A 24,756-nucleotide genomic window follows, 5' to 3' on the forward strand; every position below is an offset into this window, starting at 1 on the left:
TCCTAACAAGTTTTTCAAATTGATATTTTCCCTAAAGTGTTTTTAAAACAGTGGTGGTGACATGAGTTAATAAATGTTGTATAAATATAACATTTTGCCTGATTTTCGTTAATTTGTTGTGTATATACAACAAAAATAGTTATGCCAAAGGCATACAAACTCTATTCAAATACAGAAATTCTTCAAAGAATCGGTAAAGCACTTAAAGACAGAAGAAAATTCAAAGGTATCACTCAGGAAGAACCCTCCTTTCAAACGGGCTATGATAGAGGAACAATAGTTCGTTTAGAATCAAGTGGTAAGGATTCCCTAGTGGTTCTAATTGAAATCTCAAGACATTTAGACATGCTGGATAGTGTAGTTGATGCAATAGATAGGTGAGGAACTTCCTTTGGAAGGGATCAAGGAAAAGAGAAGGTTGTTCGGAAAGTAATCCTTAGTTAACTGACCAGAATAGATTAATCTTAAAAATAAATCTAGGCTAGTTAAAACTTTTACAATAAGTTAACACGGTATTGATCTATATTTTAGGTTTTTGTTTTCTCAAAAGCAAATACTATCTTTAGGACTTATGGGGGTCTTAGATCTAGAAAAAAACAAGACCAAATTAAAGGCGAGCTAATAGCTCGTCTTTTTTTATGCTATTTTTATTTATTGAAAGGACAGATGTTTTTCAAATTGTAAAGCATTTGGGATTAAGTGTAATTCAAGTGTTATCATTCAGTCGTTACAATTCAATCGATTTTTCATTCTAAAATAAATCATCAACTATGAAAACCGAACCAATTGACATAAAATACCTCAACATTCCCAATATCTGTTTTTCCCTTACAGAAAAAGATGACGAAAGAGAAGAGAAGTTCATTAAGCAAAGAATGGAGAGAGGATTTGATGACAGCGAAACATGGGGCTTAGATCACACCATTGCTAGTTTCATTATTCCCCGATTGGAAAGGTTTCAAGAACTAGCGAATGAAAGATTAGACCGAGATAAAGAGCAAGTTCAAGATGTTGATACCCTTTTAGAAGCTATGAAACTGATTGAAAGAGACGGAGGAATCCATGATTGGAATAAAGAGGAAGAAGAAACGGTAATGAAAGGTCTTGCACTTTTCCCAAAAGTGTTTTTAAAGTTGTGGTGGTGACATGAGTTAATAAATGTTGTGTTTATACAACATTTTGCCCTTATATCGTTAATTTGTTGTATATATACAACAAAAATAATTATGTCAAAGGCATACAAACTCTATTCAAATACAGAAATTCTTCAAAGAATCGGTAAAGCACTAAAAGACAGAAGAAAATTCAAGGGCATTACGCAGGAAGAACTCTCCTTTCAAACCGGCTATGATAGAGGAACAATAGTCCGCTTAGAATCAACTGGTAAAGTTTCCCTAGTGGTTTTAATTGAGGTTTCAAGATATTTAGATATACTAGATGGTGTAGTTGATGCTATAATAGATGAAGAACTTCCTTTAGAGGGGATTAAAGAAATGAATAAATTATTTGGGAAGAAAAAATAAATTAGTTTTCTCCAAAAATAATTGTCTAATCAATATTGGAAATCAGATTGAATTGGTTTTCCGGTTGAAGGAAAGGATAAGATTTTGGAAACGTAGGTTCTAGTTACTAACTTATGGGTTAGTATTTAGTAGATTATCTCTAAAGAAGTTGAATTGTGTGGTATCCTATTTTAATTCTCATTTAATTGTAAGTACTATTAAACCTCCAGTTATTAATTTTTATCCAGTTGATGAAAAACGACCTTGTATCTTTAATTAACGAAAAGACTGAATTAATAGAAAGGATCAGCTTATTTGATAATGTAGTAATAATTTCGCCTTACAACTTCGGTAAAGAAACTTTAATCAACTACTCAATTCAAAAAGCGTCAGTTGAAAAGAAAATCGTGTCCATTTCTTTAAATATGCTTTTTTCAGTCTCAGAGGATGATTTTCTATGCAAATATGCTACTGTAATTCTAAACAGCCTAAAAGCAATTTTTAAAGATTCTTTAGAGTCTTCTTTGCGGAAAATGTCCTCTTCGAAAATATCTTATATCATTGAAGCCACCGAAAGTGGCGGTGATAAAATTTCAGTGCCGACTAGCAATGCACCATTTAATATCTTACAAAAGGAAGCAATTTTAAATCTACCAGAAAGGATAGCAAAGGAGAAAAAAATTGATTTATTGATATGCTTATCGGAATTTCAAAGTGTATTGTCATGGAATAAGATCAAACCGTCCTTTTTAGACTTATTCCATGAGATTACTACAAGACAGAATCATGTTAGTTACTGCATCTCTGGATCTCATATCTACCAAATGAACAAACTATTTGAAAATAAGAATAGCGTTCTTTATGAATTTGGCCACATTTTATATTTGGAGTCAATTTCAGTGGATGAATTTTCAGATTACATCGCGAATCATTTTGAGAAGCTCGGTAAGATAATGGATAGGGATTTGATTTTTAAAATTCTGGATGTAACTGAAGGTAATCTGAGCTACACTGAGTACCTCATTTCAGAAGTCTTAAAATCTAATAAGAAGATTATTTCCCATGAATGGGTAGAAAACTGTATTGAAATACTTCTTAGAAGATATATTGCTAGCTACAAATCGAAATTGAGCCAATATAATGTAAATCAGAGACTCCTCTTAGTTGCGCTCTCAAAATCAAACGGTAAAAAGATATACTCCTTAGATTTTATTCGAAAAAGTGGACTGGAATATTCAGCCAAGGTCGATAAAGTCAAAAATTCGCTACTTAAGGAAGGCACCATTTATACGATTTCAGATAAAACTATCAAATTCGCAGATCCATTGTTCAAATATTGGTTAGCGGAAAATTTTGATTAAATTGAAATTATATAAAGTATGGGTAAGCAAACATTAAAAAATCAACTGCTCCCTGTTAAAACTTTCATGTTCTTGCAGATCAATATATCCTAATTGATTGGTCATCAATTTAGTTTCCCCAATTGGAAAATCTCTTATTTTAGAATGATGATGTCCGTAAATCCAATAATCAGGTTTGAATTCCATTATAAAATCTCTCAATTCAACTGCGAAGGCCTCGTTCAATACACTGCCTTTGTATTTTGATGGGTAATTTAATTTAGTAGGAACATGATGTGTTATTACGATTGATTTTTCATCTTCATTACAATCTTTTAATTCTTTCTGAATAAATGAAAGACAATCCTTATGTAATTGATTATATTTTTTTGGTCTAAGGCTTAATCCATCGTCTTTAATCACCCTAAAATCATTCATACCATGCTTTATTTCATTTGCATATTGAGTTCCAATATAAGTCCAAAGTGTGCTAAATATGATTCTGTAATTCCCTATTTGAATTGATTTATTATTTAGCAAAATAACATTATCTCGGATATGTTCCTGAAATGACCCACTTCTGTCATTTATATCGGATCGGTAATATTCATGATTGCCAGGAATCCAATAGGTCATTTCAAAATTATCTGAAACATAATCAAAAAAGTTATCTGCAACATGCATCATGTTGAAAGGGATAATGTCACCTGCTAATATTAAAATATCACCTTCAGCTTGCAAGGGATATTTCTCAATAAAGGCTTTATTCATTATGAATTCTAAATGGAGATCAGAGGCAAATTGGATTTTCATTAGCTCAATAAATATAATTGATTGATTTTCTATTTTTAAAAGTTAAATCCACATTCAATAAAAACGACTATTAATGTTATTAATTCTTCCACTCACAATATCAGGATCATTTTCAGTAATACCATTTAGTTCTTTAAAAGCTCCGTCAATCAATTTAGAATGTTGTTTAATTTGTTGGAGTTTTAATTCTGATGCTGAACGAAACTTCTTGATTTTCTTATTTGATTCTTCAAAGTTCATTTCTTATTGAATTTTTTATCAATTGTAGATTTGATTTTTCCTGAGTCAAAAAAACATTCAGCTAAAGAGTCCATTCCATCTTTGAAATCCTTTTTTAGTAACTTGACGTCATTGTGGAGATCATTTAGACCAATCTCAATCTTAGAGATCTGTTCCTGCCTTTGATTGAGGATTTTCATGATTCTTAGCCGTTTTTCATTGTATTTATTCATAGTAAAGTTAATTTATGAATACTTTTTGGTTTTACTCCCTAAGCCAAAATGATATAGGATCAAAAATTGTTCCCCAAATCTAGATTAGATTCTATCTTTCAGGTCTATCCAAAAACTTTACACTCCGCAAATCAATCAATTCTAAATCACCGGAATCTAATTCAATTAGTGCTTTGGTAATAGTTTCATCTCGATTCGACATATATACGTATCGATGAAAGTACCCCTTATCATTAAAGCGGGGTCCATATTTAATTAGTACTCTTCTTAAGTGACTCATTTCAGAAATAGCTGTATTCCGATCTAAATATAAGGATAAATCTTTAAATCCGCACAAATAGTCTGTGTTCTGGGATTTCTTTTCAATCTACTTTTACAAAGTGGATATTGACATAAAAATAGGAGAACAATTGGCACATTTAAGAAAATCAAAAGGCTTTACCCAAGAGCAATTGGCTTCTATTTTGGATTTACATGAAGACTATATTAGTAAAATAGAAAGAGGACTGAGGAGCCCATCCGTTAAAACTTTACTATTGATACTCGATAAATTAGAAGTGAAGTACTCTTATTTTTTTGCTTCTTTGGAGAGTAATTGAATTAGAATTCTCTTTTAGGTATGTTAAAAGCACTTTTGGTAATTGATTTGACTGGATTACTAATAAATTAATTAGTAACAATAAAATTAGTAATTTATTTATTAGTAATTTTTAAGTTAGTAGCCTTGGTATAACATTAAGAATTTTACTACTTTCATTATCAGGTAGCTCAAGATCTGGAAAATTGATGCAATCCATTAGAGGCGAGAAATTATCTCGCCTTTTTTTAATCTCTATTACACTTCTACGGTTCAATGATTACACTTCACCACTGCCAGATTATAATTATTCATTAGCCATAAATCTCTATTATGAAAAGGCTCAAGGTAAGGTTCTATAATCATTCATTTCAATCATATCAGTAGTCTAAAAGCTTCAAAAGTTATTTACTTAAGTGCTAATTCTATTCTAGAAAAGAATTGGTGAAAAATAAAACTGAATTATACAATCTTTAAAATATGGTGAAAAATAGCTTTCGAAATCTTCTTCTGAAGGACTATAATGTATTGTCGTAAAAGCATGTTACTATGCTTTTCATGTACTTTAGTACAATTAATAAATAAATCCTTTTTGAATGATCTGTAAAGAAATGTATTTACCTTTATTTAGAGCGTTATATTTTCTTAAGATATTAATTAGAAATGATATGAATAACACAAGAATTTCTCGACATTAATAAAAGTGCAGCAATTTTAAAGTTTGAGTATGAGTAAACTTAATTCCGAAAATAACAATTTCTTATACTTCAATCCTATACCCTCATGGATTTACGATTTGGAGAACTTTCATGTTCAAGATGTTAATCAAGCAGCTTTAGATCATTATGGTTACTTAAGGGAAGAATTTTTAAACCTAAACTTAACAGATTTAATACCTCTAACTGAACTTGAGAAAGTAAAGAAATCACATACAGAATTAGAAGAAAAAGATAGTAACATTTTTTTTGGAACAATTGGTCATTATAAAAAGAACCACGAACTAATCCAGATGGAGGTTAGCGGACTGAAAATTGAATATGAAGGGCTGAATTGTATGCTTGTATCATGTCAAGATGTGACTGAAAAGCAAAATTACATTAAAAGACTAAAGGAATCTGAGGAAAGATTAAAAGCTGCCACAGCTATAGCTAATCTTGGCTATTGGAGGTTGGAATTGGATGCCAATACTCTTTCATGGACTGATGAGGTCTACAGGATTTGGGGTAGAGAGCGGGATAGTTTTGAGCTTAATTATGAAAGCTTTTACCAAACTATCCATCCCAATGATCGAAGAGCTTTTGATGAAGAACAACAAGATTCTTTTGCAGGGATAAAAGATCATGAAATTGTGCACAGAATTCTTTTGCCAGATGGGAACATACGTTGGGTGCATGAGTTGGGTCGATTAATTAAAAATGAAAAGGGAAAGCCTATAGCTTTTGAGGGTACTGTTCAAGATGTAACGCAAAGTAAAAATGAAGAACAAAGATTAAAACTTCTGGAGAGTGTAGTAACTAATACGAATGATGCAATTTTAATTACTGAAGCAGAACCCCTAGATGAGCCTGGTCCTAGAATTATTTATGTAAATGAAGCATTCACTAAAATGACAGGCTATTCAGCAGAGGAAGTAATTGGGAAAACGCCACGAATTTTACAAGGACCTGATTCGGACAAAAAGGAGTTAGCCAGGCTAGGAAAGGCACTACGTAATTGGAAAAGTTGTGAAGTTACTACCTTAAATTATAAAAAAAACGGGGAAGAATTTTGGATCAATTTCACTATTTCGCCAGTTGCTAACGAAAACGGCTGGTACACCCATTGGGTGGCAATAGAGCGGGATGTAACTGAACAAAAGCTTAAAGAGATAGAAAAAGAACTTTTAGGAAGAATCAGCTTGAATTTTAAAATTGAAAATGACCTAACCACTTCTACTAAGGAATTATGTAAAACTGTAAATCAATTTGGTAAGTTCGATTTTGTAGAAATATGGATACCTAATATTGAAAATTCTAAAATCCAACTGATTGCCAAACATGTAAGGACCAGTTTTGGTAATGTTTTTTATAAAAACAGCAAAGCCGTAAAATCCACTTCTATTGCTGAAGGATTACAAGGCACGGTAATGCAAAAACGAACATCCATTCTTTGGAAAGATGTTAATATTAATGAAGATTTTGTTCGTAAAGAAGCTGCCAAGAAAGCTGGTATTGAAACAGTACTAGGAATACCACTATTCTTTGATAAAAAAGTTATAGGAGTGCTTGTGATCGGTACTCAAAACGAAATCTCATATTTAAAAAAGTATGTAAAGATATTTGAACAATTTCAGAAATTTATTGGCTCAGAAATAAGTAGAAAAAAGCTTGAGAATGATTTAAGTCATCTTTATCAAGCTGTCCCTGATATTTTATGTTTAGCTGATTTTAAGGGGAGGTTTCAGAAAATGAACAAAGCAGGTTGTCATTTATTGGGATATTCAGAGGAAGAAATCCTATATCGTAATTTTGTTGAATTTTCACACCCTGAGGATCAAAATATTTTAAGTAATGCGCTTACAAAATTAAATAAGGGAAAAACCTCAATTAAATTCGAAAATCGTTATTTATCCAAAAATGGTAGTATTATTTGGTTAAGCTGGACTTGTAATTCAGATGTAAAGGAGGGGTTGATTTATGCTACAGCAAAAAATATAACAGAAGAAAAAAAGCTTAAGGAATTGAACCGACAAGCTAACACACTTGCCAAAATTGGAAGCTGGGAAATAGATGTTTTACAAGAAAAGATATTTTGGTCTGACATGGTTCATCAATTGCATGAAACAGATTCAAGAACTTTTGTACCACAAATAGATGGCGTAATTAATTTTTACAGAGAGGATTTTCGTGAAATGGTTAAGTCATGTAGGGATAATTGCATTGAATTCGGGCTAGACTTTGATTTTGAAGCTATTTTAGTTACTGCTAATAAAAATGAGCGATGGGTGAGGGCTATTGGTACAGCTGAATTAATAGATGGAGAATGCAAAAGGCTTTATGGTAGTTTTCAGGATATTCATGATCAAAAGGAAGCAGAAGTGCGTTTGCAATCTTTAGCTGATAATTTACCTGGTGTAGTTTTTCAATATATTTTGTTACCTGATGGAACGGACACATTGAAATATGTAACGAATGGTGCAAAACAAGTGTGGGGTTTTCGACCAGAAGAGATAGTTCAAAACAATGAATTAGTCTGGAATCAAATTAAAGCGGGGGGAAATTTCGATGAGGTACAGAAAAGTATTCAAGAATCCATTCGGTCAAAATCAAAATGGACTGCGAGATGGAAGTATGTTTTACCGAGTGGTGAATTTAGAACTCATTTAGGTTATGGCGCTCCATACTTTTTATCTGATGGATCGATTTCCTTTAATTCTGTGATTTTAGATATCACCCAAGAAGCCAAAAATGAAGAGCTTTTAGAACAGGCAACATCAATGGCAAAGATTGGCAGTTGGGAACTAGAGATGGTCAACCAAAATGAGGACTCCATGTATTGGTCACCGATGACTAAAGATATTTTAGAAGTTGATGACAACTACAACCCGTCACTAACAGGAGGGTTTGAGTTTTATGTTGAAGAAAGTAAGCAATTAATACAAAAAGCGGTTGATGAGTTAATAAAGGATGGGAAAGAATTTGATGAAGAGCTGCTCATTATAACGGGATCAGGAAAGGAAAAATGGATAAGATGTATAGGTAAAAGTGAACGAACGCAAGGCTCATGTGTTAAAATATTCGGAAGTTTTCAAGATATTAATAAAGCTAAATCTTTAGAATTTCAAATAAGTGAAATATTGGGCAGTATATCAGATGCTTTTTATGCCTTGGATAACCACTGGAATTTCACATATTTTAACAAAGCAGCGGAAAGATTATTGAAATTAGAAGCGGCAAATGTAATTGGGAAAAGTATATGGGAAATTTTCCCTAGTTCAATTAACACACCGCTAGAAAAGATTTATCATCAGGTTACCAAAACAGGTACACCTGAAACTTTTGAATATTATTTTCCTGGCGATGGAAAATGGTATGAAATAAATGCTTACCCATCTAGGACTGGGTTATCATCCTTTTTCAAAAATATTGATGATCGAAGAAAAGCTGCGGAAGACTTAAGAAAGGCATATGAAGAGAAAAACACAATATTGGAAAGTATTGGAGATGCTTTTATTGCAATCGATAAAAACTGGATCGTCACCTACTGGAATAAAGCTGCTGAGGAATTTATAGGGCGTAAAAGAGAAGAGATTATAGGAGAAAATTTGTGGGATGTATTTCCAGATGCTATTGATACTGTATTTTATGAGCAGTACCATAAAGCTGTAGAAACCAATGAGTCAATCACTTTTGAAGAATATTATTCAACTATTGGGAAATGGTTTGATATAACAGCTTACCCTTCTGATGAAGGCTTAACTATTTATTTTAAAGACATTTCATTAAGAAAGGAAGCAGATATTCGGCTACAAAAAGCTAATGAAAGATTTGAGAAAGTGACCGAAGCCACCAATGATGCTATTTGGGATTGGGATATTGAAAATAATACTTTTTATAGGTCAGAAGCAATAGACAACTTTTTTGGCAACGATACTGCAAAAAAACTTTCCGAGGAAGAATTTTGGAAAGATAAATTTCATCCAGAAGATCTTGATTATGTAAAGGAAACTGTAAATAATTGTTTAAATGATCCTTTATGTGACCGATTGGAAACACAGTATCGAGTTATTAATGCTCAAAATAAAATTGTATTTGTTAAAGACCGTGCTTTGATTGTTCGTAATAGTGATGGGAAAGCTATTAGAATGCTAGGGGCTATGACAGATATTACTGAGCGTAAGAACTTTGAACAAAAATTATTAGAACTCAATAGCTCCTTAAAAAAATATACTAAAGAGCTTGAACTATCGAATGAAGAATTAGAGCAGTTTGCTTATATCGCCTCTCATGATTTACAGGAACCTTTGCGCATGGTTTCAAGTTTTATGGATCTATTGAGTAAAAAATACGAGGATAGCCTAGATGAAAAAGCACTGCAGTATATTTATTTTGCAACTGATGGGGCTAAGCGTATGAAGAAGATTATTTTAGATTTATTAGAATATTCTAGGGCAGGAAAATTTGATGCTGCTCCTGTCAAAATAAACATGAATAAAATTACAGAAGATTACCAAGTATTAAGGAAAAAACTAATTGCTGAAAAAAATGCTGTTATAAAAATTGATAACTTACCGACCATTCAATCCTATACTGCTCCATTAACACAAACCATTCATAGTCTTATGGATAATGCTATAAGATATAGTAAAGACGACCTCAAGCCTAGAATTCGTATCTTTTCTCAGGAATTGGATGAGTATTGGCAGATTGGTGTGGAAGATAATGGAATTGGAATAGACCCGCAGTTTTTTGATAAAATATTTGTCATTTTTCAACGACTACATAATAAAAATAAATACACCGGCACAGGTGTTGGACTATCAATTGCTAAAAAGCATGTGGAATCATGGGGAGGTAAAATATGGCTAGAATCTTCAGTAGGGAAAGGGTCTACTTTTTATTTTACAATACCAAAGAAAAGTAAAAATGAAAAATTATGAAAGAAGCACATATTTTATTAGTTGAGGATAATGAGGGAGATATATTTCTTACCTTAAATGCTTTTGAAGAATGTAAAATTAAAGCGGAAATCAGTGTTGCTCGAAATGGGCAGGAAGCATTAGATTTTTTATTTCAAAAAAATAATGACCAAAATTCACAGTTACCTGATTTGATCTTATTGGATATTAACCTTCCAATTTTTACAGGGCATGATATATTACAACAAATAAAGGAAGATACTGATCTAAAGAAAATACCAGTTATTATGCTTACTACCTCCTCTAATCCGAAGGATATAAACAAAGCTTATGAGAACCATTGTAATAGTTATGTCGAAAAGCCTCTTGATATGGACGAATTTTTAAATGCAATATTGAAAATAGAAGAGTTTTGGTTGCAGTTATCGACTTTACCAAAATCATGATATAAATACAACATCAATAGACCTGTAGAAAGAAAATCTAATTATAGATGTTGCTAAAGTCAAAATAGCAAGGATTTTACTTTCTTCATTCAAATTCCTGGGGCTAACTCAACGCAGCTAACAGCTGCACCTCAAACGGGTGGTGGGGAATTTGGGAAAGGATGTGGAATGCTTCCTATCGTATTAGCACAACAGTTTGATCAAGGCACCATGCGGGTTGATGAGGGCAGGTGAACGCAGGAAGAGCGGTTGCAAATAATGGAGTTTACGGAATGGTTTGCAATCCGCTGTGTGTCGAGCCGTCTGCGAGTGCGACCCCGGGTGGTAGACCGAGAGTGACCGAAGGGAACGGGGGCTAGCAATGAGCGGAGAGTAACGGAGCGAACAAGGCTTGGCGTGGTTTTTAGTTAAAAAAAGCTGTAGCCGTTTTAATCATAAACTCTAACAGCTTTTTTTAAAAACCATGACAAGCCGCAGCCCGGGGGCGCCCGCAGGCGAGCCTAACTCTGGCAACCGGGGGCTGTTACTTTTAAATGGAGTTTACGGAATTTTAAAGGAACAGACCAGGGAGGTTGCCGTGATGTACTTGGGCTAAGCTGCAAGGGGCATGACAGCACTTGCCCCGAAGGGGTTGGCTTTTGGCTTTAAATACCTTATAAATTAACACTTATTTAAAGCCTGAAGCCAATGCTGGCGAGACCCTTTGCCGCAGCCCAAGGGCAGCACACCATAGTGCCTGGCCGTGCGGCTGGTATATCAAACAACAACTTTTTGGCTTGGGAGCCAAAAAGACCGCTTCCTTTTGCTTTTTTACCTCTTTATCTGCTTAACAAAAAAAAAGCAAAAGCTATGAGGGAAGGATTGTGCGGGTAAGTGCGGTTGGTTAGCCGAGGGCCTTTGATTTACCCTTTAGGGAAATTAAAGGCTTTCGGCTGAGGGAGCCATGGGCTTTGGCTAATTTTTTGGATTGTGGAAGGGATGTAGGGAAATTAGGCAATGCGCATGGTTTAAGCATGGTAGAAGACTGTGAATTGAGGTTTATTTAAAGCACTTAGATTTGTGATCTGAATATGCATTTGCTATAAAATGGATATTCTGGATTTGGAATTGTTGTTAAGAATGTTTTTGTAAGTTGAAGTATTAAGAAGTACAAAGTATTATATTTTACAGAATAAGAATATGATTTAACATATCCTTATTCTGTTTTTTTTTAAAATAATTTACGCACTCACAAATTTTTAAGATATTTCATCTAATATTTTTTTATTAAAACTTAGCTATCAGCCTGATAGGCATTAATAAGGACTGCTTAGTTAATCTAAAACGAATTTTCGTGTAAAATTCAATTTTTTCAATCAACCTTAAATTTAATGCAATACATATTTCCTCAAGTTCGGTTCCTGTACACTTGGCACATTGATCCCATATATTAATGTGGCCAACTTTTAAATCTTTAAAACAGGTCAAACCACATTTGGAGAAAATGGATTGAAATTCTGATAATGCTAAGCATGTATTCATCAATTTAAAATTTCCATACCCTGCCCTTTTATCTAAAAACAGCTGGTTTAAGAAGTCAAGGCTGACTTCTTTATTTCTTTTATACCCTCTCCAATTTGTATCAGGTTCTATCTGTATTATATTAAATTTTGGCTCTGATTTTAATGAATTATTATTTTGAGAATATCCTTGATAAATTGTCAAATAAATTAATCCAACAATTAAAAGTCCGATTCTATTCATTTGATACCTTAGTTAAAAGCTGCGAAATTTGTTATTGAAGTTTGATGACAGCAGTTATCGGTTAAAGCAAGTGCGTTAGTGCAAAGTTTTAAAATATCTTCCTTTTGGATTAAGTTTTCATGTGTTAATAGTAACAATTAAGCACTGCAGATTGCACTTGCCATAACCGAATATAGTTGCTGTTATTTTTCTAGTTTATATTTGGAAATATGAGGAGATACATCTCCACCAAAATATAAATAGCCGTTATGCTCTTCAACTGAAGTGGCTTCAGCTACGACCTCACCCGTTGTGTCGTGATATGCTTTTAAAATTTCTCCATTCTTACTCAAATGCATAATCATCCCATAAGGAACCGCCTCTGGTTGCAATATAGATGGGAGACCATAAACTAGTTTTTTAGCCATAGGTTTTGGATGTATTTCATCTAGTGATTTATTTCTTTTAGTAGAAAATCCAAGCCAAAAACTTCCGTCAGATCTTCTTGAAATTCCATTTGGAAACCCTGGTAAATTATCTATAAATACATCCTTAGTTCCCTTTTTATCACCTTTAAGCCAATATCTAATTATTCTATATTTTGCCGTTTCAACCATTAAAACAAAATCATCATTTTCAGAAACTGCAACACCGTTTCCAAAATATGTTCCATTAATCAGGGTCTTTACTTTTTCAGTTTGTGGATTGTATCTGTAAAGTCCTCCATCTGGTTTAGATTCCATTAATATTTTCCAGATATGCTTATTGCTAAAATCCACTTTTGATGATGTATTAGTGAAATATATATTACCGTCTTTAGCAATATCAACATCATTTGGTATTAAGAACTTGTTTCCGTTTTCATCTTTACTAGCTAAAGTTTTAATTTCACCATTTTGGTTAATGCTTATCAAGCCCCGTTCTAAGTCTCCACCAATAAGATTTTGATTACTATCAAAATGTAATCCCGTTACCCAAGATTCTGAATTTGCAAACACAGAAACTTTTCCTGACGGATCAATTTTTAAAACTCTACCATCTGTGAAGTCTGTTTTGGAAATATGTACTCCAGCATACAAATTCCCTTGATTGTCTACTGCAATATCCTCTGGACCAAACCAACCATCTAGATCTATCTGTTCAGTTGATTTTAACAATTCATTTTCAGCAAGCACTCCTTCAAGTTTTGGCATTTTTGGAGGGTTCCATGCTACTGGACTTATTGCTCTTGAATTATACATAATAGCCATAAAGGATATTGCTATTGTGGCAATTATTATGGCAAACGCTAGCGTTATTTTTCTTGTGATTTTCATTGTGTTTATATATTTGATTTATAAAACACAAAGAAACGACTGTCCTAATATCTAAACGTTGACATTTGTTAAGAAATAGAAATCTCTTTCCTAACTCGACTTAAAGACTCTGGGGCAATTCCAAGAAAGCTGGCGATTTGATGTTGAGGAACTCTTTGGGCAATTTTCTTATCGTAATTTTCCAAAAAATATAAGTACTTATGTCTCGCTGTTTTTGTCTGCATTGTTAAACTTCTTTCTAATGCACATATATGATTTCTCTCAGCTAAAATTCTTCCGAATTTTTCAAATTTTGAAGATTCTTTGTATAGTTGAATCAAGTTATGAAATGATAATTCATAAACGATACTGTCTTCAATTACTTCTAAATTTTCTAAAGATTTTATTTGATTTAAAAAGCTACTAAACACTGTAATAAATTGACTGTCGCAAGCGAAATATGTGGTAACCTCTTTATCCTCTAAGTTTTTATATGTTCGTAATAGTCCAGATTCAATAAAATACAAGGTCTTTGCTGTTTTCCCTTCCTCAAGTAAAACAGTATTCGATTTATACTCTTTTCGAATTAAATGTTTGGAAAATTCTTCCCATTCCTTTTCTGTTAATCCGATTGTTTTTTCTAATAAGTTACTTAGTTCGTTCATTTTTTTCGGGTGCTAACGATTAAAACCTACAAGAAGTTGGCGATTTCTAAGAACAAATTTGATCCCTTTACACAGGTTTATAAAATTTACTGGTTTTCATATTAACCTGGGGTATTGTTAACTAAAGGATGATACTTTTCCAATGCTATCATCAAAATAGCTTACTATTTTCTTTTTATAGCTTTCAGCAAACTCAGACTTCATAATTTGCGCATGCTTAGCTTCGCTAACTGTCCACAATTCAGAAGGAACAGGACAATTTTTCATGAATCTTTCCCCCATTTCTACAGGTGACCAGTTATCTGAGTGCGAATAAATGAACAAAATATTTTTTAATTTGGTAGCTTCTTTAATTCGTTCCACCATATTAATTTTTCTTCGATATTTTGGCATTAGGACGTTCAATATTTTCAAGGCTTTGTATGCAATTGGAAAATGAATCCAAAATTCATCTAATGTTGTTGCTGCACTTTCTATTATTGCAAAATCATAACAATGGTTGTTGTCGGCAAAGGAAATTGTTGCCCATTGCCCACCCAGTGAAACTCCGTGATATCCTATTGGTAAATCAGGGGTTAGATTTTTTGCTTTTTGACCAATGCTAATGATGTCCTCAAAGTAGGAAAAATTTCCATTTGTACTTTCTCCAAAGCCATTTAGGTCGAAAGCTAAAATATTATATCCATTCGATCTTAAGAAATCAGCATAGCCACTCTTTAGAAAGTAGCCCTTAGCTTCCTTTCCCATTGGATGGCCTAGTACTATTGTAGCCTTTGCATTAGGAACAAGCGATTTTGCAAACAATCCAAAAAGCGTCCCTCCTGAATCACTTTTTGTTGAGACTTTTTGCCATTCTGATTTTTTTTCAGCTGAAAGAGGGTTTTTCCATTTTACCATAAATTGACCAAAAAAAGGTCTTTTAAGCATTTTGTATATCATCTCCAATGAATTTAACTTTAAATGTTAGCAAGGTAAACACAGCCGAAATAAATCTACCTGACATAGGTTAGTTTGACTTTGTTTTTTTCTTTCTAATCCTACTTAAGCTTTCAGGATGAATACCAAGGTATTTTGCGATGGAGTCAATTGGAAGTTGGTGAATAATCTCAGATTTGTTATTAATGAGTTCTAAGTAAATTTCTTCCCTTGTCTTAGTTAATAGGTCTTTTTCTCTTTTCACTTTCTTTAAATAGAGTTTCTCCGTTTCATATCGACCTAATTTGTTGGCTAATAAAGAATTTTTATACGCAAGCTGTAATTCTGAATTTTCAACTACCTCTAATTCACAGTTGGTTGTAGCTACTATTTGAACATCTGAAGGGGTGGATTGAATTAAAGATGTGTAGGAGCAAAAGAAGTTTTCCGGAAAGAAAAAATCAATTATTCTTACATCTCCTTTGGAGTTCATTATATTGACTTGAGCTATACCATCAATCAAAAAGTAAATGCAATTTTCAATTTCACCAAAATCGCACAAAGTATGACCGACAGTAACACTCTTCTTTGACGTGCGGAAGGGTAAGTCTCCTTCATTGAAGTTTTTATCGATATGTTTTTTTATATATTGGGCTATATTCATAAAATTCTATCTAAAATTAATTAATCATGGATAAGAAAATATTACTTAATACATTCTAATTGTGATCTTCAATTTCGATTGCTGAAATATTGAAACAAACTAGAAGATTAAATTCAATGTAAAGTATAATTCTATTATTTACAATTTAAGCATAAATTCAAGATGGTTGAATATCAAGTTGATATGAAGTAAAAAATGAAAGTTTGAATGCGTTTTTTAAATTGGGTAGCATTATTTGGGATATGAAAAGTAGTAGGTGAAAATAGAATAAAAGGAGGTAAGTAAATGTTATGTGCTGGCTTTTTTATCCGTTTCTTTTGAATATAAGCTGAAGTCCCAATCCAATAAATACGTATCCGCTTACTTTTTTCATTATTTTTCCAATTCTATCATTACTCCGTAAAGTATCTGTCATAAAAGATGCTGAATAAGCTAAAAATAAGCACCAAATTGTTCCAGTGAGTAAAAATGTCCCGCCTAAAATTAGAAAAGGAATAGAACTATTTACATATTCAGGTTTAATGAATTGAGGTAATAGAGACATAAAAAAGATAGCAACTTTTGGGTTTAACACATTAGTCAGAAATCCTTGACGATATATTTTCCATAAGTCAATTTTTTCAAATTCGGTTTTTTCGTTGTCAAATATGTTGGATTTGTCAATGAGTGTTCTAATACCTAAATAAATAAGATAAGCAGCTCCAGTCCATTTTACGATATTAAAAAGTAGAATTGATTTAGCTAAGATTACAGATAACCCAAAAGCAGCAAGTACAACGTGTATAATGGCTCCACTTCCGATTCCGAGTACAGAATATATTCCTGCTTTTTTCCCTTGAGCAACACTGCGGGTAATTATGTAAATTGAATCAGCTCCTGGTGTCAGATTCATAATAATTCCTGCTAATAAAAATCCTAAATAGTTTTCAATTCCGCTCATTTTATATTTTGTTAGTCATTTTTTGCGCTTGCACATAAAGGATTAATGATAAAAAACATCCTAAGAATGTAGGTGTTCATCGAAACGGATCTGGATTATGCCTGAAAAAAAAAGATGCCATCAGCACCCCGACAGATCGCTAGCCAAAAGCTTTCAGAAGCTATGAGTCCATATACAATTTTAGCAGCAGTCTTCATAGTCTTAATTCCCCTTTCAATACTATTTGAGCTTCGCTTTTTATCCTTAATGCTGTATCGCTAATAAGTTCGACTTCCATAAATCCAGTTCTTTCAGAACATTGATAAGAATTCATTTTCATTTTATTCAGTCTTGTACTCCAATACTTGGATAAGAATGTATGAGTTCCTCCAGTTACTGGGTCTTCATTTGTTCCGCTCCAAGGCCAAAAGTATCTTGATTCAAAATCATAACCTTCTCTTTGAGAAATAGAAGTTACTAGTACACCGTTAATCGAATGATGAGAGCGTTTTAGTCTTTCAAAATCGGGTGATAAATTTTTTAATAGTTCACTACTCTCAATTTCTAGCAGTAGGATGTTGGTTTCCTTGTTAAACACACTATTTGATATTTCTTTAAGACCGAGGGCTTTCAGCAGTTCAGTGGGTGCTTTTTGCGGAACGGTATCGTAAACAGGGAATTCCATTTCGATGGAATGTCCATATTTTTTAATTATTAAATTTAAACCCTGAATATTTTCAAAATGAATTTTCTCCATCTCGGGACCGCGTTCAAATAGTACCGCAGATGCTGCTAATGTTGCATGTCCACAGAGGGGAATTTCCATTTTTGGAGAAAAATATCTTATTGAGTATTTCTTCTGTCCTTCAATTTGGATGATAAATGCTGTTTCCGAGACACCTAATTCTTTTGCAATTAATTGCATCTGTTCATTCAATATTGATTCATTCAAAATGCAAACACCGGCAGGATTTCCCTTAAAAGGCTTATCGGTAAAGGAGTCAACTATATATGTTTCTATTCTTGTATTCATTGTTTTATTGGTATTAACGATAAAGCCTGTAAAAAATATCTTGAAGTAGGTTTTTGTTGATGATGAACTTATTTCTGCATGTAGAGAGACTTGATGAATCAACGTCTTTATGCATCATCTCAGATAATTTTTTTGTGCAGCTTCCCGGCCTATTATTACGGACTTTCTGTGTTTACCCCATCTATACTCACCAAAGTCTCCTGTAGCACGTATCACTCTGTGACATGGGATTAAGATGGCAATTGGATTCTCACTAATAGCGGTGCCTACGGCTCTGGATGCATTAGGATGATCAATTTCGTTCGCTATTTTACCATAAGTAGATAAATTACCGCTCGGAATTTTAATCAGTGTTTCCCATACTTTTAACTGAAAAGGAGTGCCTTTTAGGTGAAGTTTAATCTTATCTATTTGAGACCAATCATTATTAAAAATTAACAAAGCATTATCTTGATGTTGATCTTTAGCTTGCTTGAATATGGCATTTGGAAACTCTAACTGTAATTGTTCAAATGCTTCTGTATGATCGTTGAAGAATGCCAAATGACAGATCCCTTTTGTTGTTGATGCGACTAAAATATCCCCAAAAGGGCTTTTCGCAAAACTATAATTGATGGCTATTTGACGAGCTCCATTTTTATATTCACCCGGAGTCATTCCTTCGATATTGATAAATAGATCATGCAATCTACCAGTACCGGAGAGGCCAATTTCATACGCAGTCTCCGCAACCGATACCTCATTCTGTTTTAGTATTTTTTTTGCATAGGAGGTACTTAGATACTGCATGAACTTTTTTGGACTGACACCTGCCCACTTTTTGAAAATTCGCTGAAAATGGTAAGGACTTAAGTGAACATGCTCTGCAACCTCTTCTAAATTAGGTCGATTTTTAAAATGGGTTCTAATATAGCTAATAGCCTGTTCTATCCTTTTATAATCAAAATGATTTTCTACTTCCATTAATTTTCTAGTTTCAACCAATGCAAAATAGTATTTATGATTCTTCTATTAAACCCACTTCTTGCTGAATTGTAATTTTCTAAAAAGTACCTTTAGCCTTTAATAGTTAATACTACTCTAGGAAATTCTTTTAAGCCGAAAGGATTTCTGCAACTTCAATTAATCTCCTAACACTATTATTACTTTAAATTATAATACGATAGCATATTTCCTTCTTTTTTGATATCACCTGTATAGACAAAACCAAGTTTCTTTAATAAGCTAATAGAGGAATTATTTGAAGGTATAGTTATTGCAATTATATTATCGTAATTGTGCAGACTTCTTATTTTTTCCAGAAATACCATACAAGCCTCAAAGGCCATACCTACACCTTCAAATTCTGGTAGCATAGCAAAACCAAAGTCAGGATATTCTTCTGTTTCCCTTTTTAAAAAGGTAATTATACCAACGGGAGTTTGAGAATCTTTCAATTCAAAAACGTGGTAATTGAGATTAACATCTTTCAAAATATTTTGAATGAAAACTTCAGCCTCGCTTACAGTTGAAATATTTCGTTCTCCTATGTACTTTTTCCAGCTTTTAGTATTTACCAATTCATTGAAAAAGCCTGCATCTAATAAGTTGATCGGTCTTATTTCTAGTCTTTCCGTTTTTAAGTATATTTCCATATATAATAATAAATTTTGTTAAGATACAGGCTTTTTAAAATCTAAAATTGACCTACTTCTGATGGCCATAAATCACTTCAATGTTTGGAAACATCTTATGGAAATTTATGAGCTGAGATAAGCTATTTTCAGCCACTTTTTGATCATCTATCCAGCCAGGTTCGATATTGTTTTCAAATCCATATTTTGTATGGCTAGCATCGCCAGTTAAAAGCTTAGGGCCCGCCTCTGTCATCAATAAATATGATAAGTGACCATTTGAATGACCTGGAGTATGAATACCCAAAAATGATCCGTCTCCAAAGATGTCGATAACCTGTTTGAATGGTTCCTTGCTTATACCTTTTGACCAATCCATTTCAATAATTTGTGATTCATTTGTTAAATGGTTAGAATGGTATAGTAATGGAATATCTAAATATTCATCTCCTTTCCCCACATACTTTGGTAGGGATGAATCTAATTCGGGTAATCCTGCAGTATGATCTCCATGTAGATGGGTGAAAAATATACCTTCTATATCTTTATTTTCTTTCTTTAATTGTGATGCAATATTTTGCCCTTCTTGCTGCTTTGATTCAATAATGAAATTTTTAGCTAATAAGCCTTTAATGTTTCCATCTTTTTGAAAGGTATTGTCTAGCCCTGAATTGATCATGAACCAACCTTTTTCTTTATGGTGAAACATAAACACAAAGACATCTACCCACATTTCATCACTTAAATTGTGATCTTTCTCCAGCTTTTTAGTGTTTAACATACCGTCCAATGGAACTTTAACTGAACCTGTATTGAGCACCTTAAACTGATCGATTGCTGATGTATTTTGAAATATTGTTTTCCAATTTTTATTTGTTATGCTGCTTTTTGGAAGCTCATAAGCAATTCTTTCTGGTTTTACAGAATTTTTCACAATGGTTGTTAGACTAGTACCGATCGTTAGTACTGCCACAACTATAACTGTCAATGAAATTTTCTTTCTTTTACTCATAATTTTGTAATTTTTTACAAAGTTATAGTCACTGCGGAAAGGAAACTTGAATGAATTTGCTGTTCTTCGCGATTAAAGAAGGGGGGACACCAATCATCTTAGTAAATGTTCGGCTTAAATGGGCTTGATCACTAAATCCTGCCTCATAAGCTGCCGTTGTAAGTAATTGACCATCCAATAATTGCTTTAAGACTATTTGCAATCGGTGCCAAAGTATATAATTCCGAATTGGTAAGCCTTTTATTTCTTTAAATAGATGGAGCAATCTACTTTCACTGAGGTGAGCCACTTCCATGAGTTGTTGGGTGGTAATTTCTTGCTTGATATTGGCTTTAATATAGTTTACAACCTCTTGGATTCTCTTCTCTTTATTTACTGTTTCTACAGCGCTTTTAAAATCTAAAGAACTTTCAATGATTTGTCTAATACCTGCCCAGTTTTCATTCTTTATTAAGCCTACAATTGTTTTTGTATCAATACTTGAAATTTGAGTAGAGGGATATTCAATTATTTGATCGCTTTTTAATTGATTGCTTAAAATCCATTCCCCTAAATTTGATTCAGGATCAATTTCTACACTAATAATTTCTATTCCATTTGCATCACATTCATGGGCATGGTTAGGAGCTAAAAGTAATCCTTTATGCTGCATCCAATTTCCATTTACATCTTTTGACTGAAATGTACCTTCGACAGCAACAACAAATTGAATAATGGGATGACTATGCTGGGTGACTGATCGAGCATGGCTACCATAAAATAGCCTTATGTCTTTCCATATAATAAAGTGGTTCATCATTTAAATATCATTAGACCTAAACACTAAGCTAAAACTTTTTCTTCTTCTGTTAAATTCAAAAATTCTACACCTCCAATAATTTGCCTTTCTACCAATGTTTAGGATGCATTTCAGTTACAAAGGAATCAACTTCCATATTTAATTCATTCACCAATTCATCAATTTCTATTTTCGTTGTATTATAATTAGTAATGCAAGCCCTAAAGGTAGAAATACCATTAATGGGATAAAGCGATAACCAAGATTTCCTATTCTTTAGGATATTGCTCATTATTTGTTCAGTGAATTTCGGGTCTTGTTCAAACTCCTCTTTTGTGAAGCATACCACTGGAAGATCAGTATGATTTCGGATAACCCAAGCATTTTTTAACAATTGACTTTTTAAATAACGTGCCATATCACTCTGATGATTAATTATTTGCTCATAGCCCTCCCACCCATAAGTTAATAAAGATAGATAAAGCTTTAATCCCATAAATCTTCTTGACCACTGGATTGAATGTGTAAATGGCTGGGTCACTTTGAGTTTATCAGCATCCTTTGGCATGTATTCTGTATTTATTTCGAAAGTTTTATTCAAAACATCATTTTTAGAGGTTAAAAAGATGCTTGCACCCATAGGAACTGACATCCATTTGTGTGCATCAAAAGTAATTGAATCGGAGTCTTCAATGCCTTTTAAATGAACCTTTAAATCATCACTTAATACCGCACCACCCCCAAAAGCTGCATCTACATGAAACCAGAGATTATGATATTTCGCTATTTCATTTAGTTCCACAAGATTGTCAATAGCACCTGTACCGGTAGTTCCAGCAGTACCAATGATCATTAATGGATCGTATACCGAATAGTCAAGCTTCTCTAGCTCTTGCTGCAAAATAGCTATATCCATTTTTAAATGAGAATTAATTGGAATTGCTTTAATAAGGTTGGTGCCCAAACCTACCACTTTTACAGCTTTTTGAATGGAGTGATGTGCTTCTTGAGAACAGAAAATGATGGGTTTTTTATCAATGCTAAACATACCTTCTGAAGCAAGAGCAGGATACTTATGATTTAAAGCACACAAAATTGCTGTAAGATTGGCCTCAGCACCCCCAGTTGTAAAAACACCGTCTGCCCTTTCGGTTTGATACCCAAATTTATTTGCAAATTCTCTAATCAATAGATCTTCTACTTCCACTGCAAAAGGTGCATGGCTCCAACCCGCTAATTGAGGATTATATGTTGCTGTTATTAAGTCAGCCATAATTCCAGCGTAATTGGAACGTGGATTGAAAAGGCCAAAGTATTTAGGATGCGGAGTATGGACAGAATACTTCTCAAGGCCATTAATAATATGATCAATGGCCTTTTCGGGATGTATTCCATTGGCTAATTCTTGTGAGAGGAGCGATTCTCTTATGTCTTTAATGTTTAGCTCTGGGTTAGTAGTTCGCTCTTTGGTTGAGCTGTAATAATCCTCCAGCTTATCAAAGACGTATTCAATTATCTTTTTTCTGCTCTGTTTATCAAAATCAAATTGCATAGGAATTCATCAATTATGTTTTAACAATATTCCTAACAATCATAAAATAATAAAACCCGATTCTTGCTGTTAATGATTTATAATTACAACACTGGAAGATTGCCATTTAAAAATCAGTCGTTATTCTTCGAGCGGTTTAAAAATTTTCTCAAATGCGTGGTAAACAGCTATATGTAGTGCATCTCCATGAGATTTATCTTCTAAAAATTCAAAGAACAATTCCGTATGCTCTGTTTTTTGTTGATTTAACTTATGAAACAACTCTTTAGCTGTTCGCTCCATAACTTCTCCCTCTTTTCCTACTGCTATGTAAATAGACTTATTTAAGTGATTAACCTTTGCTTGTTCATCCAATAGCTTTTCATCATCCCACCACAAACTTGGACTTACAATGATATAGTTATCAAATAATTCCGGCTTTTCGAATAGTATTTGCGTTGCGAACAGCCCTCCTAAAGATTGGCCAATAATAGTTTTAGATGAGTCTGTTTTAAATTTAGCTTCAATAAATGGTTGCAATTCTTTTTCTAAGAAGCTAATGAAGTTTTCAGACTTCCCCGATGTAGGAAATTCTTTTTGGTCAAGTTCATTTTTAGAAGGATAAGTAAAATCTCTTTTACGATCTACATTTCCAATTCCAACCACAATGGATTCCGGAATTATATTGATCCATGGGAATGAACCAAACTGAACAATGCCCGCTATATGTATAAAGTCTTCATCTTTTGAACCATCTAGAAGATAAATTACTGGATAGTTTTTTGAGCTGTCAGGCGAATAGCTTGAGGGTAGATAGATATTTAACTTTCTTGTTTCGTCTAGAATTTTGGATTGAATATTTATAGACTTTCCAATAGTGAATTCGGTTTCACTAATTTTTTTTGGCAAGGATTGCGCAGCGGTAATAAAGCCGTTCACAATTAATATGATTACTAATGGTATATGTTTCATTTTTTGGGTTTTCATAGTGGTTTTAAAATGCTAAATATTAAGTTAAGAATCTAGTTGTAATATTATTTCTGAACAACAAGTTTAATCGAGTAAAAATCAAGACTTAGCCCTTTGGCGCAAGATTGAGCCTATAATGATCTCAGTACTTTATTATTAAGGGCATTTCTGGCCTGAAATCTACTGTTGTTCCTGTTTTAAAATTATCGAAGGTTATAGTCATCAATTCTTCTTTGCCCATTTTAAAATGAAATGCATCGAAGTTGTTAAGAGTTGTCATGGCTTCCGACCGATCGTTTGTATTTCGGCTTTTGATCATAATAGATGTGGCCTCCTTTATACCGTTTGGATGATTCAAAAGATGTGTAAAACGTTCTGGCTTAAATTTCTTATGGTTGGGGACAATGAAAATAGCTGGTTCCAGAAAATGAGTGTAGATTGATTTTGACATCATGTAATAAGTACTGTCTTCCATCCAATCTTGTTGGTAAATAAAACTTTCAAATTCTTGCTGTGAAGTATCCTTGCTCAAGAGATGTAAACCTATGCCAAAAGGAGAAGCCTTATTAGTTTTCCAGTCGGGTTTTAAAGACATGCTTTTTAGATTGTGCTGAATATTATTCTCATTAAACTCTTGTTGATTTTCAACGCTGATTAGTTCGATATACATATTACCCACTAGGATATAACTGCCTGCTGTACCCTGACCTTTGTGAGGTTTCCCTTGATGCGTCACAAAACCATTTGATTCAAAAAGTTGCTTTACTTTTGAATGATCCTTACACCATATAAAGATATGGTCAATTCCAAGGCTATTATTGGAAATGATTTGCCCATTTGTTTTGGTAAACAGCACCAAATTAAATGCAATTAGTAGAAGAGTGGTTTTCATA

At 33.2% G+C, this 24,756-nt stretch carries 25 protein-coding genes; 7 read left to right on the forward strand and 18 right to left on the reverse strand.

Features of this window, described 5'->3' with window-relative positions:
- Positions 1-141 precede the first annotated feature (141 nt).
- The 4 genes from QYS49_RS01735 to QYS49_RS01750 all read left to right on the forward strand — a co-directional run bounded on the left by QYS49_RS01735 (position 142) and on the right by QYS49_RS01750 (position 2,863).
- Positions 142-381: a helix-turn-helix domain-containing protein gene (locus QYS49_RS01735; protein WP_308349904.1), complete on the forward strand. Its 240-nt coding sequence runs from the start codon at positions 142-144 to the stop codon at positions 379-381.
- Positions 382-770: 389 nt separating this feature from the next.
- Positions 771-1,145 carry a hypothetical protein gene (locus QYS49_RS01740; protein WP_308349905.1) on the forward strand — a complete coding sequence of 125 codons (375 nt, stop codon included), beginning with the start codon at positions 771-773 and terminating at the stop codon, positions 1,143-1,145.
- 81 nt (positions 1,146-1,226) lie between these two features.
- A complete protein-coding gene (locus QYS49_RS01745; RefSeq protein WP_308349906.1) occupies positions 1,227-1,523 on the forward strand; it encodes a helix-turn-helix domain-containing protein in 297 nt (98 codons plus the stop codon).
- 230 nt (positions 1,524-1,753) lie between these two features.
- Positions 1,754-2,863 carry an ATP-binding protein gene (locus QYS49_RS01750; RefSeq protein ID WP_308349907.1) on the forward strand — a complete coding sequence of 370 codons (1,110 nt, stop codon included), beginning with the start codon at positions 1,754-1,756 and terminating at the stop codon, positions 2,861-2,863.
- A 33-nt stretch (positions 2,864-2,896) separates the two neighbouring features.
- Here QYS49_RS01750 and QYS49_RS01755 read toward each other — a convergent pair whose 3' ends face one another.
- From QYS49_RS01755 to QYS49_RS01770, 4 genes are all read right to left on the reverse strand, one after another.
- Positions 2,897-3,655, reverse strand: a complete 759-nt coding sequence (locus QYS49_RS01755) for a metallophosphoesterase (protein WP_308349908.1) — start codon at positions 3,653-3,655, stop codon at positions 2,897-2,899.
- A gap of 54 nt (positions 3,656-3,709) precedes the next feature.
- Positions 3,710-3,895: a hypothetical protein gene (locus QYS49_RS01760; RefSeq protein ID WP_308349909.1), complete on the reverse strand. Its 186-nt coding sequence runs from the start codon at positions 3,893-3,895 to the stop codon at positions 3,710-3,712.
- Complete coding sequence (locus QYS49_RS01765; RefSeq protein ID WP_308349910.1) at positions 3,892-4,107, reverse strand: hypothetical protein; 216 nt, start codon at positions 4,105-4,107, stop codon at positions 3,892-3,894. The genes QYS49_RS01760 and QYS49_RS01765 overlap by 4 nt, the downstream gene beginning before the upstream one ends.
- 91 nt (positions 4,108-4,198) lie before the next feature.
- A complete protein-coding gene (locus QYS49_RS01770) occupies positions 4,199-4,444 on the reverse strand; it encodes a hypothetical protein (RefSeq protein WP_308349911.1) in 246 nt (81 codons plus the stop codon).
- Between the two features lie 43 nt (positions 4,445-4,487).
- Here QYS49_RS01770 and QYS49_RS01775 point away from each other — a divergent pair, with 43 nt between their 5' ends.
- From QYS49_RS01775 to QYS49_RS01785, 3 genes are all read left to right on the forward strand, one after another.
- Positions 4,488-4,706: a helix-turn-helix domain-containing protein gene (locus QYS49_RS01775; protein WP_308349912.1), complete on the forward strand. Its 219-nt coding sequence runs from the start codon at positions 4,488-4,490 to the stop codon at positions 4,704-4,706.
- 705 nt (positions 4,707-5,411) lie between these two features.
- The gene (locus QYS49_RS01780) at positions 5,412-10,322 is read left to right on the forward strand and encodes a PAS domain S-box protein (RefSeq protein WP_308349913.1); all 4,911 of its coding nucleotides are present in this window, start codon (positions 5,412-5,414) and stop codon (positions 10,320-10,322) included.
- On the forward strand, positions 10,319-10,747 hold the full coding sequence (locus tag QYS49_RS01785; RefSeq protein ID WP_308349914.1) for a response regulator: 429 nt from the start codon (positions 10,319-10,321) through the stop codon (positions 10,745-10,747). The genes QYS49_RS01780 and QYS49_RS01785 overlap by 4 nt, the downstream gene beginning before the upstream one ends.
- Positions 10,748-12,013: 1,266 nt before the next feature.
- Here the strand turns inward: QYS49_RS01785 and QYS49_RS01790 are convergent.
- The 14 genes from QYS49_RS01790 to QYS49_RS01855 form a co-directional block, all read right to left on the reverse strand.
- Positions 12,014-12,490: a hypothetical protein gene (locus QYS49_RS01790; RefSeq protein WP_308349915.1), complete on the reverse strand. Its 477-nt coding sequence runs from the start codon at positions 12,488-12,490 to the stop codon at positions 12,014-12,016.
- A gap of 182 nt (positions 12,491-12,672) precedes the next feature.
- Positions 12,673-13,785, reverse strand: coding sequence for an SMP-30/gluconolactonase/LRE family protein (locus QYS49_RS01795; RefSeq protein WP_308349916.1), 1,113 nt, complete (start codon positions 13,783-13,785; stop codon positions 12,673-12,675).
- A gap of 68 nt (positions 13,786-13,853) precedes the next feature.
- The gene (locus QYS49_RS01800; protein WP_308349917.1) at positions 13,854-14,429 is read right to left on the reverse strand and encodes a Crp/Fnr family transcriptional regulator; all 576 of its coding nucleotides are present in this window, start codon (positions 14,427-14,429) and stop codon (positions 13,854-13,856) included.
- A 117-nt stretch (positions 14,430-14,546) separates the two neighbouring features.
- Positions 14,547-15,368, reverse strand: coding sequence for an alpha/beta hydrolase (locus tag QYS49_RS01805; protein ID WP_308349918.1), 822 nt, complete (start codon positions 15,366-15,368; stop codon positions 14,547-14,549).
- Positions 15,369-15,435: 67 nt separating this feature from the next.
- Positions 15,436-16,008: a Crp/Fnr family transcriptional regulator gene (locus QYS49_RS01810; protein WP_308349919.1), complete on the reverse strand. Its 573-nt coding sequence runs from the start codon at positions 16,006-16,008 to the stop codon at positions 15,436-15,438.
- A 304-nt stretch (positions 16,009-16,312) separates the two neighbouring features.
- Positions 16,313-16,948, reverse strand: coding sequence for a LysE family translocator (locus QYS49_RS01815; protein WP_308349920.1), 636 nt, complete (start codon positions 16,946-16,948; stop codon positions 16,313-16,315).
- Between the two features lie 193 nt (positions 16,949-17,141).
- Positions 17,142-17,960, reverse strand: coding sequence for a PhzF family phenazine biosynthesis protein (locus QYS49_RS01820; protein ID WP_308349921.1), 819 nt, complete (start codon positions 17,958-17,960; stop codon positions 17,142-17,144).
- A gap of 114 nt (positions 17,961-18,074) precedes the next feature.
- Complete coding sequence (locus QYS49_RS01825) at positions 18,075-18,923, reverse strand: methylated-DNA--[protein]-cysteine S-methyltransferase (RefSeq protein WP_308349922.1); 849 nt, start codon at positions 18,921-18,923, stop codon at positions 18,075-18,077.
- A gap of 179 nt (positions 18,924-19,102) precedes the next feature.
- Positions 19,103-19,594, reverse strand: a complete 492-nt coding sequence (locus tag QYS49_RS01830; RefSeq protein ID WP_308349923.1) for a GNAT family N-acetyltransferase — start codon at positions 19,592-19,594, stop codon at positions 19,103-19,105.
- 52 nt (positions 19,595-19,646) lie between these two features.
- The gene (locus QYS49_RS01835; protein WP_308349924.1) at positions 19,647-20,585 is read right to left on the reverse strand and encodes an MBL fold metallo-hydrolase; all 939 of its coding nucleotides are present in this window, start codon (positions 20,583-20,585) and stop codon (positions 19,647-19,649) included.
- A gap of 28 nt (positions 20,586-20,613) precedes the next feature.
- Positions 20,614-21,384, reverse strand: a complete 771-nt coding sequence (locus QYS49_RS01840) for a helix-turn-helix domain-containing protein (protein ID WP_308349925.1) — start codon at positions 21,382-21,384, stop codon at positions 20,614-20,616.
- 88 nt (positions 21,385-21,472) lie between these two features.
- Complete coding sequence (locus QYS49_RS01845) at positions 21,473-22,915, reverse strand: pyridoxal phosphate-dependent decarboxylase family protein (RefSeq protein WP_308349926.1); 1,443 nt, start codon at positions 22,913-22,915, stop codon at positions 21,473-21,475.
- Positions 22,916-23,035: 120 nt separating this feature from the next.
- Positions 23,036-23,881 carry an alpha/beta hydrolase gene (locus tag QYS49_RS01850; RefSeq protein ID WP_308349927.1) on the reverse strand — a complete coding sequence of 282 codons (846 nt, stop codon included), beginning with the start codon at positions 23,879-23,881 and terminating at the stop codon, positions 23,036-23,038.
- 124 nt (positions 23,882-24,005) lie between these two features.
- Complete coding sequence (locus tag QYS49_RS01855; RefSeq protein WP_308349928.1) at positions 24,006-24,755, reverse strand: VOC family protein; 750 nt, start codon at positions 24,753-24,755, stop codon at positions 24,006-24,008.
- Position 24,756: the final 1 nt, after the last annotated feature.

It is taken from the genome of Marivirga salinae, from assembly GCF_030503855.1.
GTDB classification, from domain to species: domain Bacteria; phylum Bacteroidota; class Bacteroidia; order Cytophagales; family Cyclobacteriaceae; genus Marivirga; species Marivirga salinarum.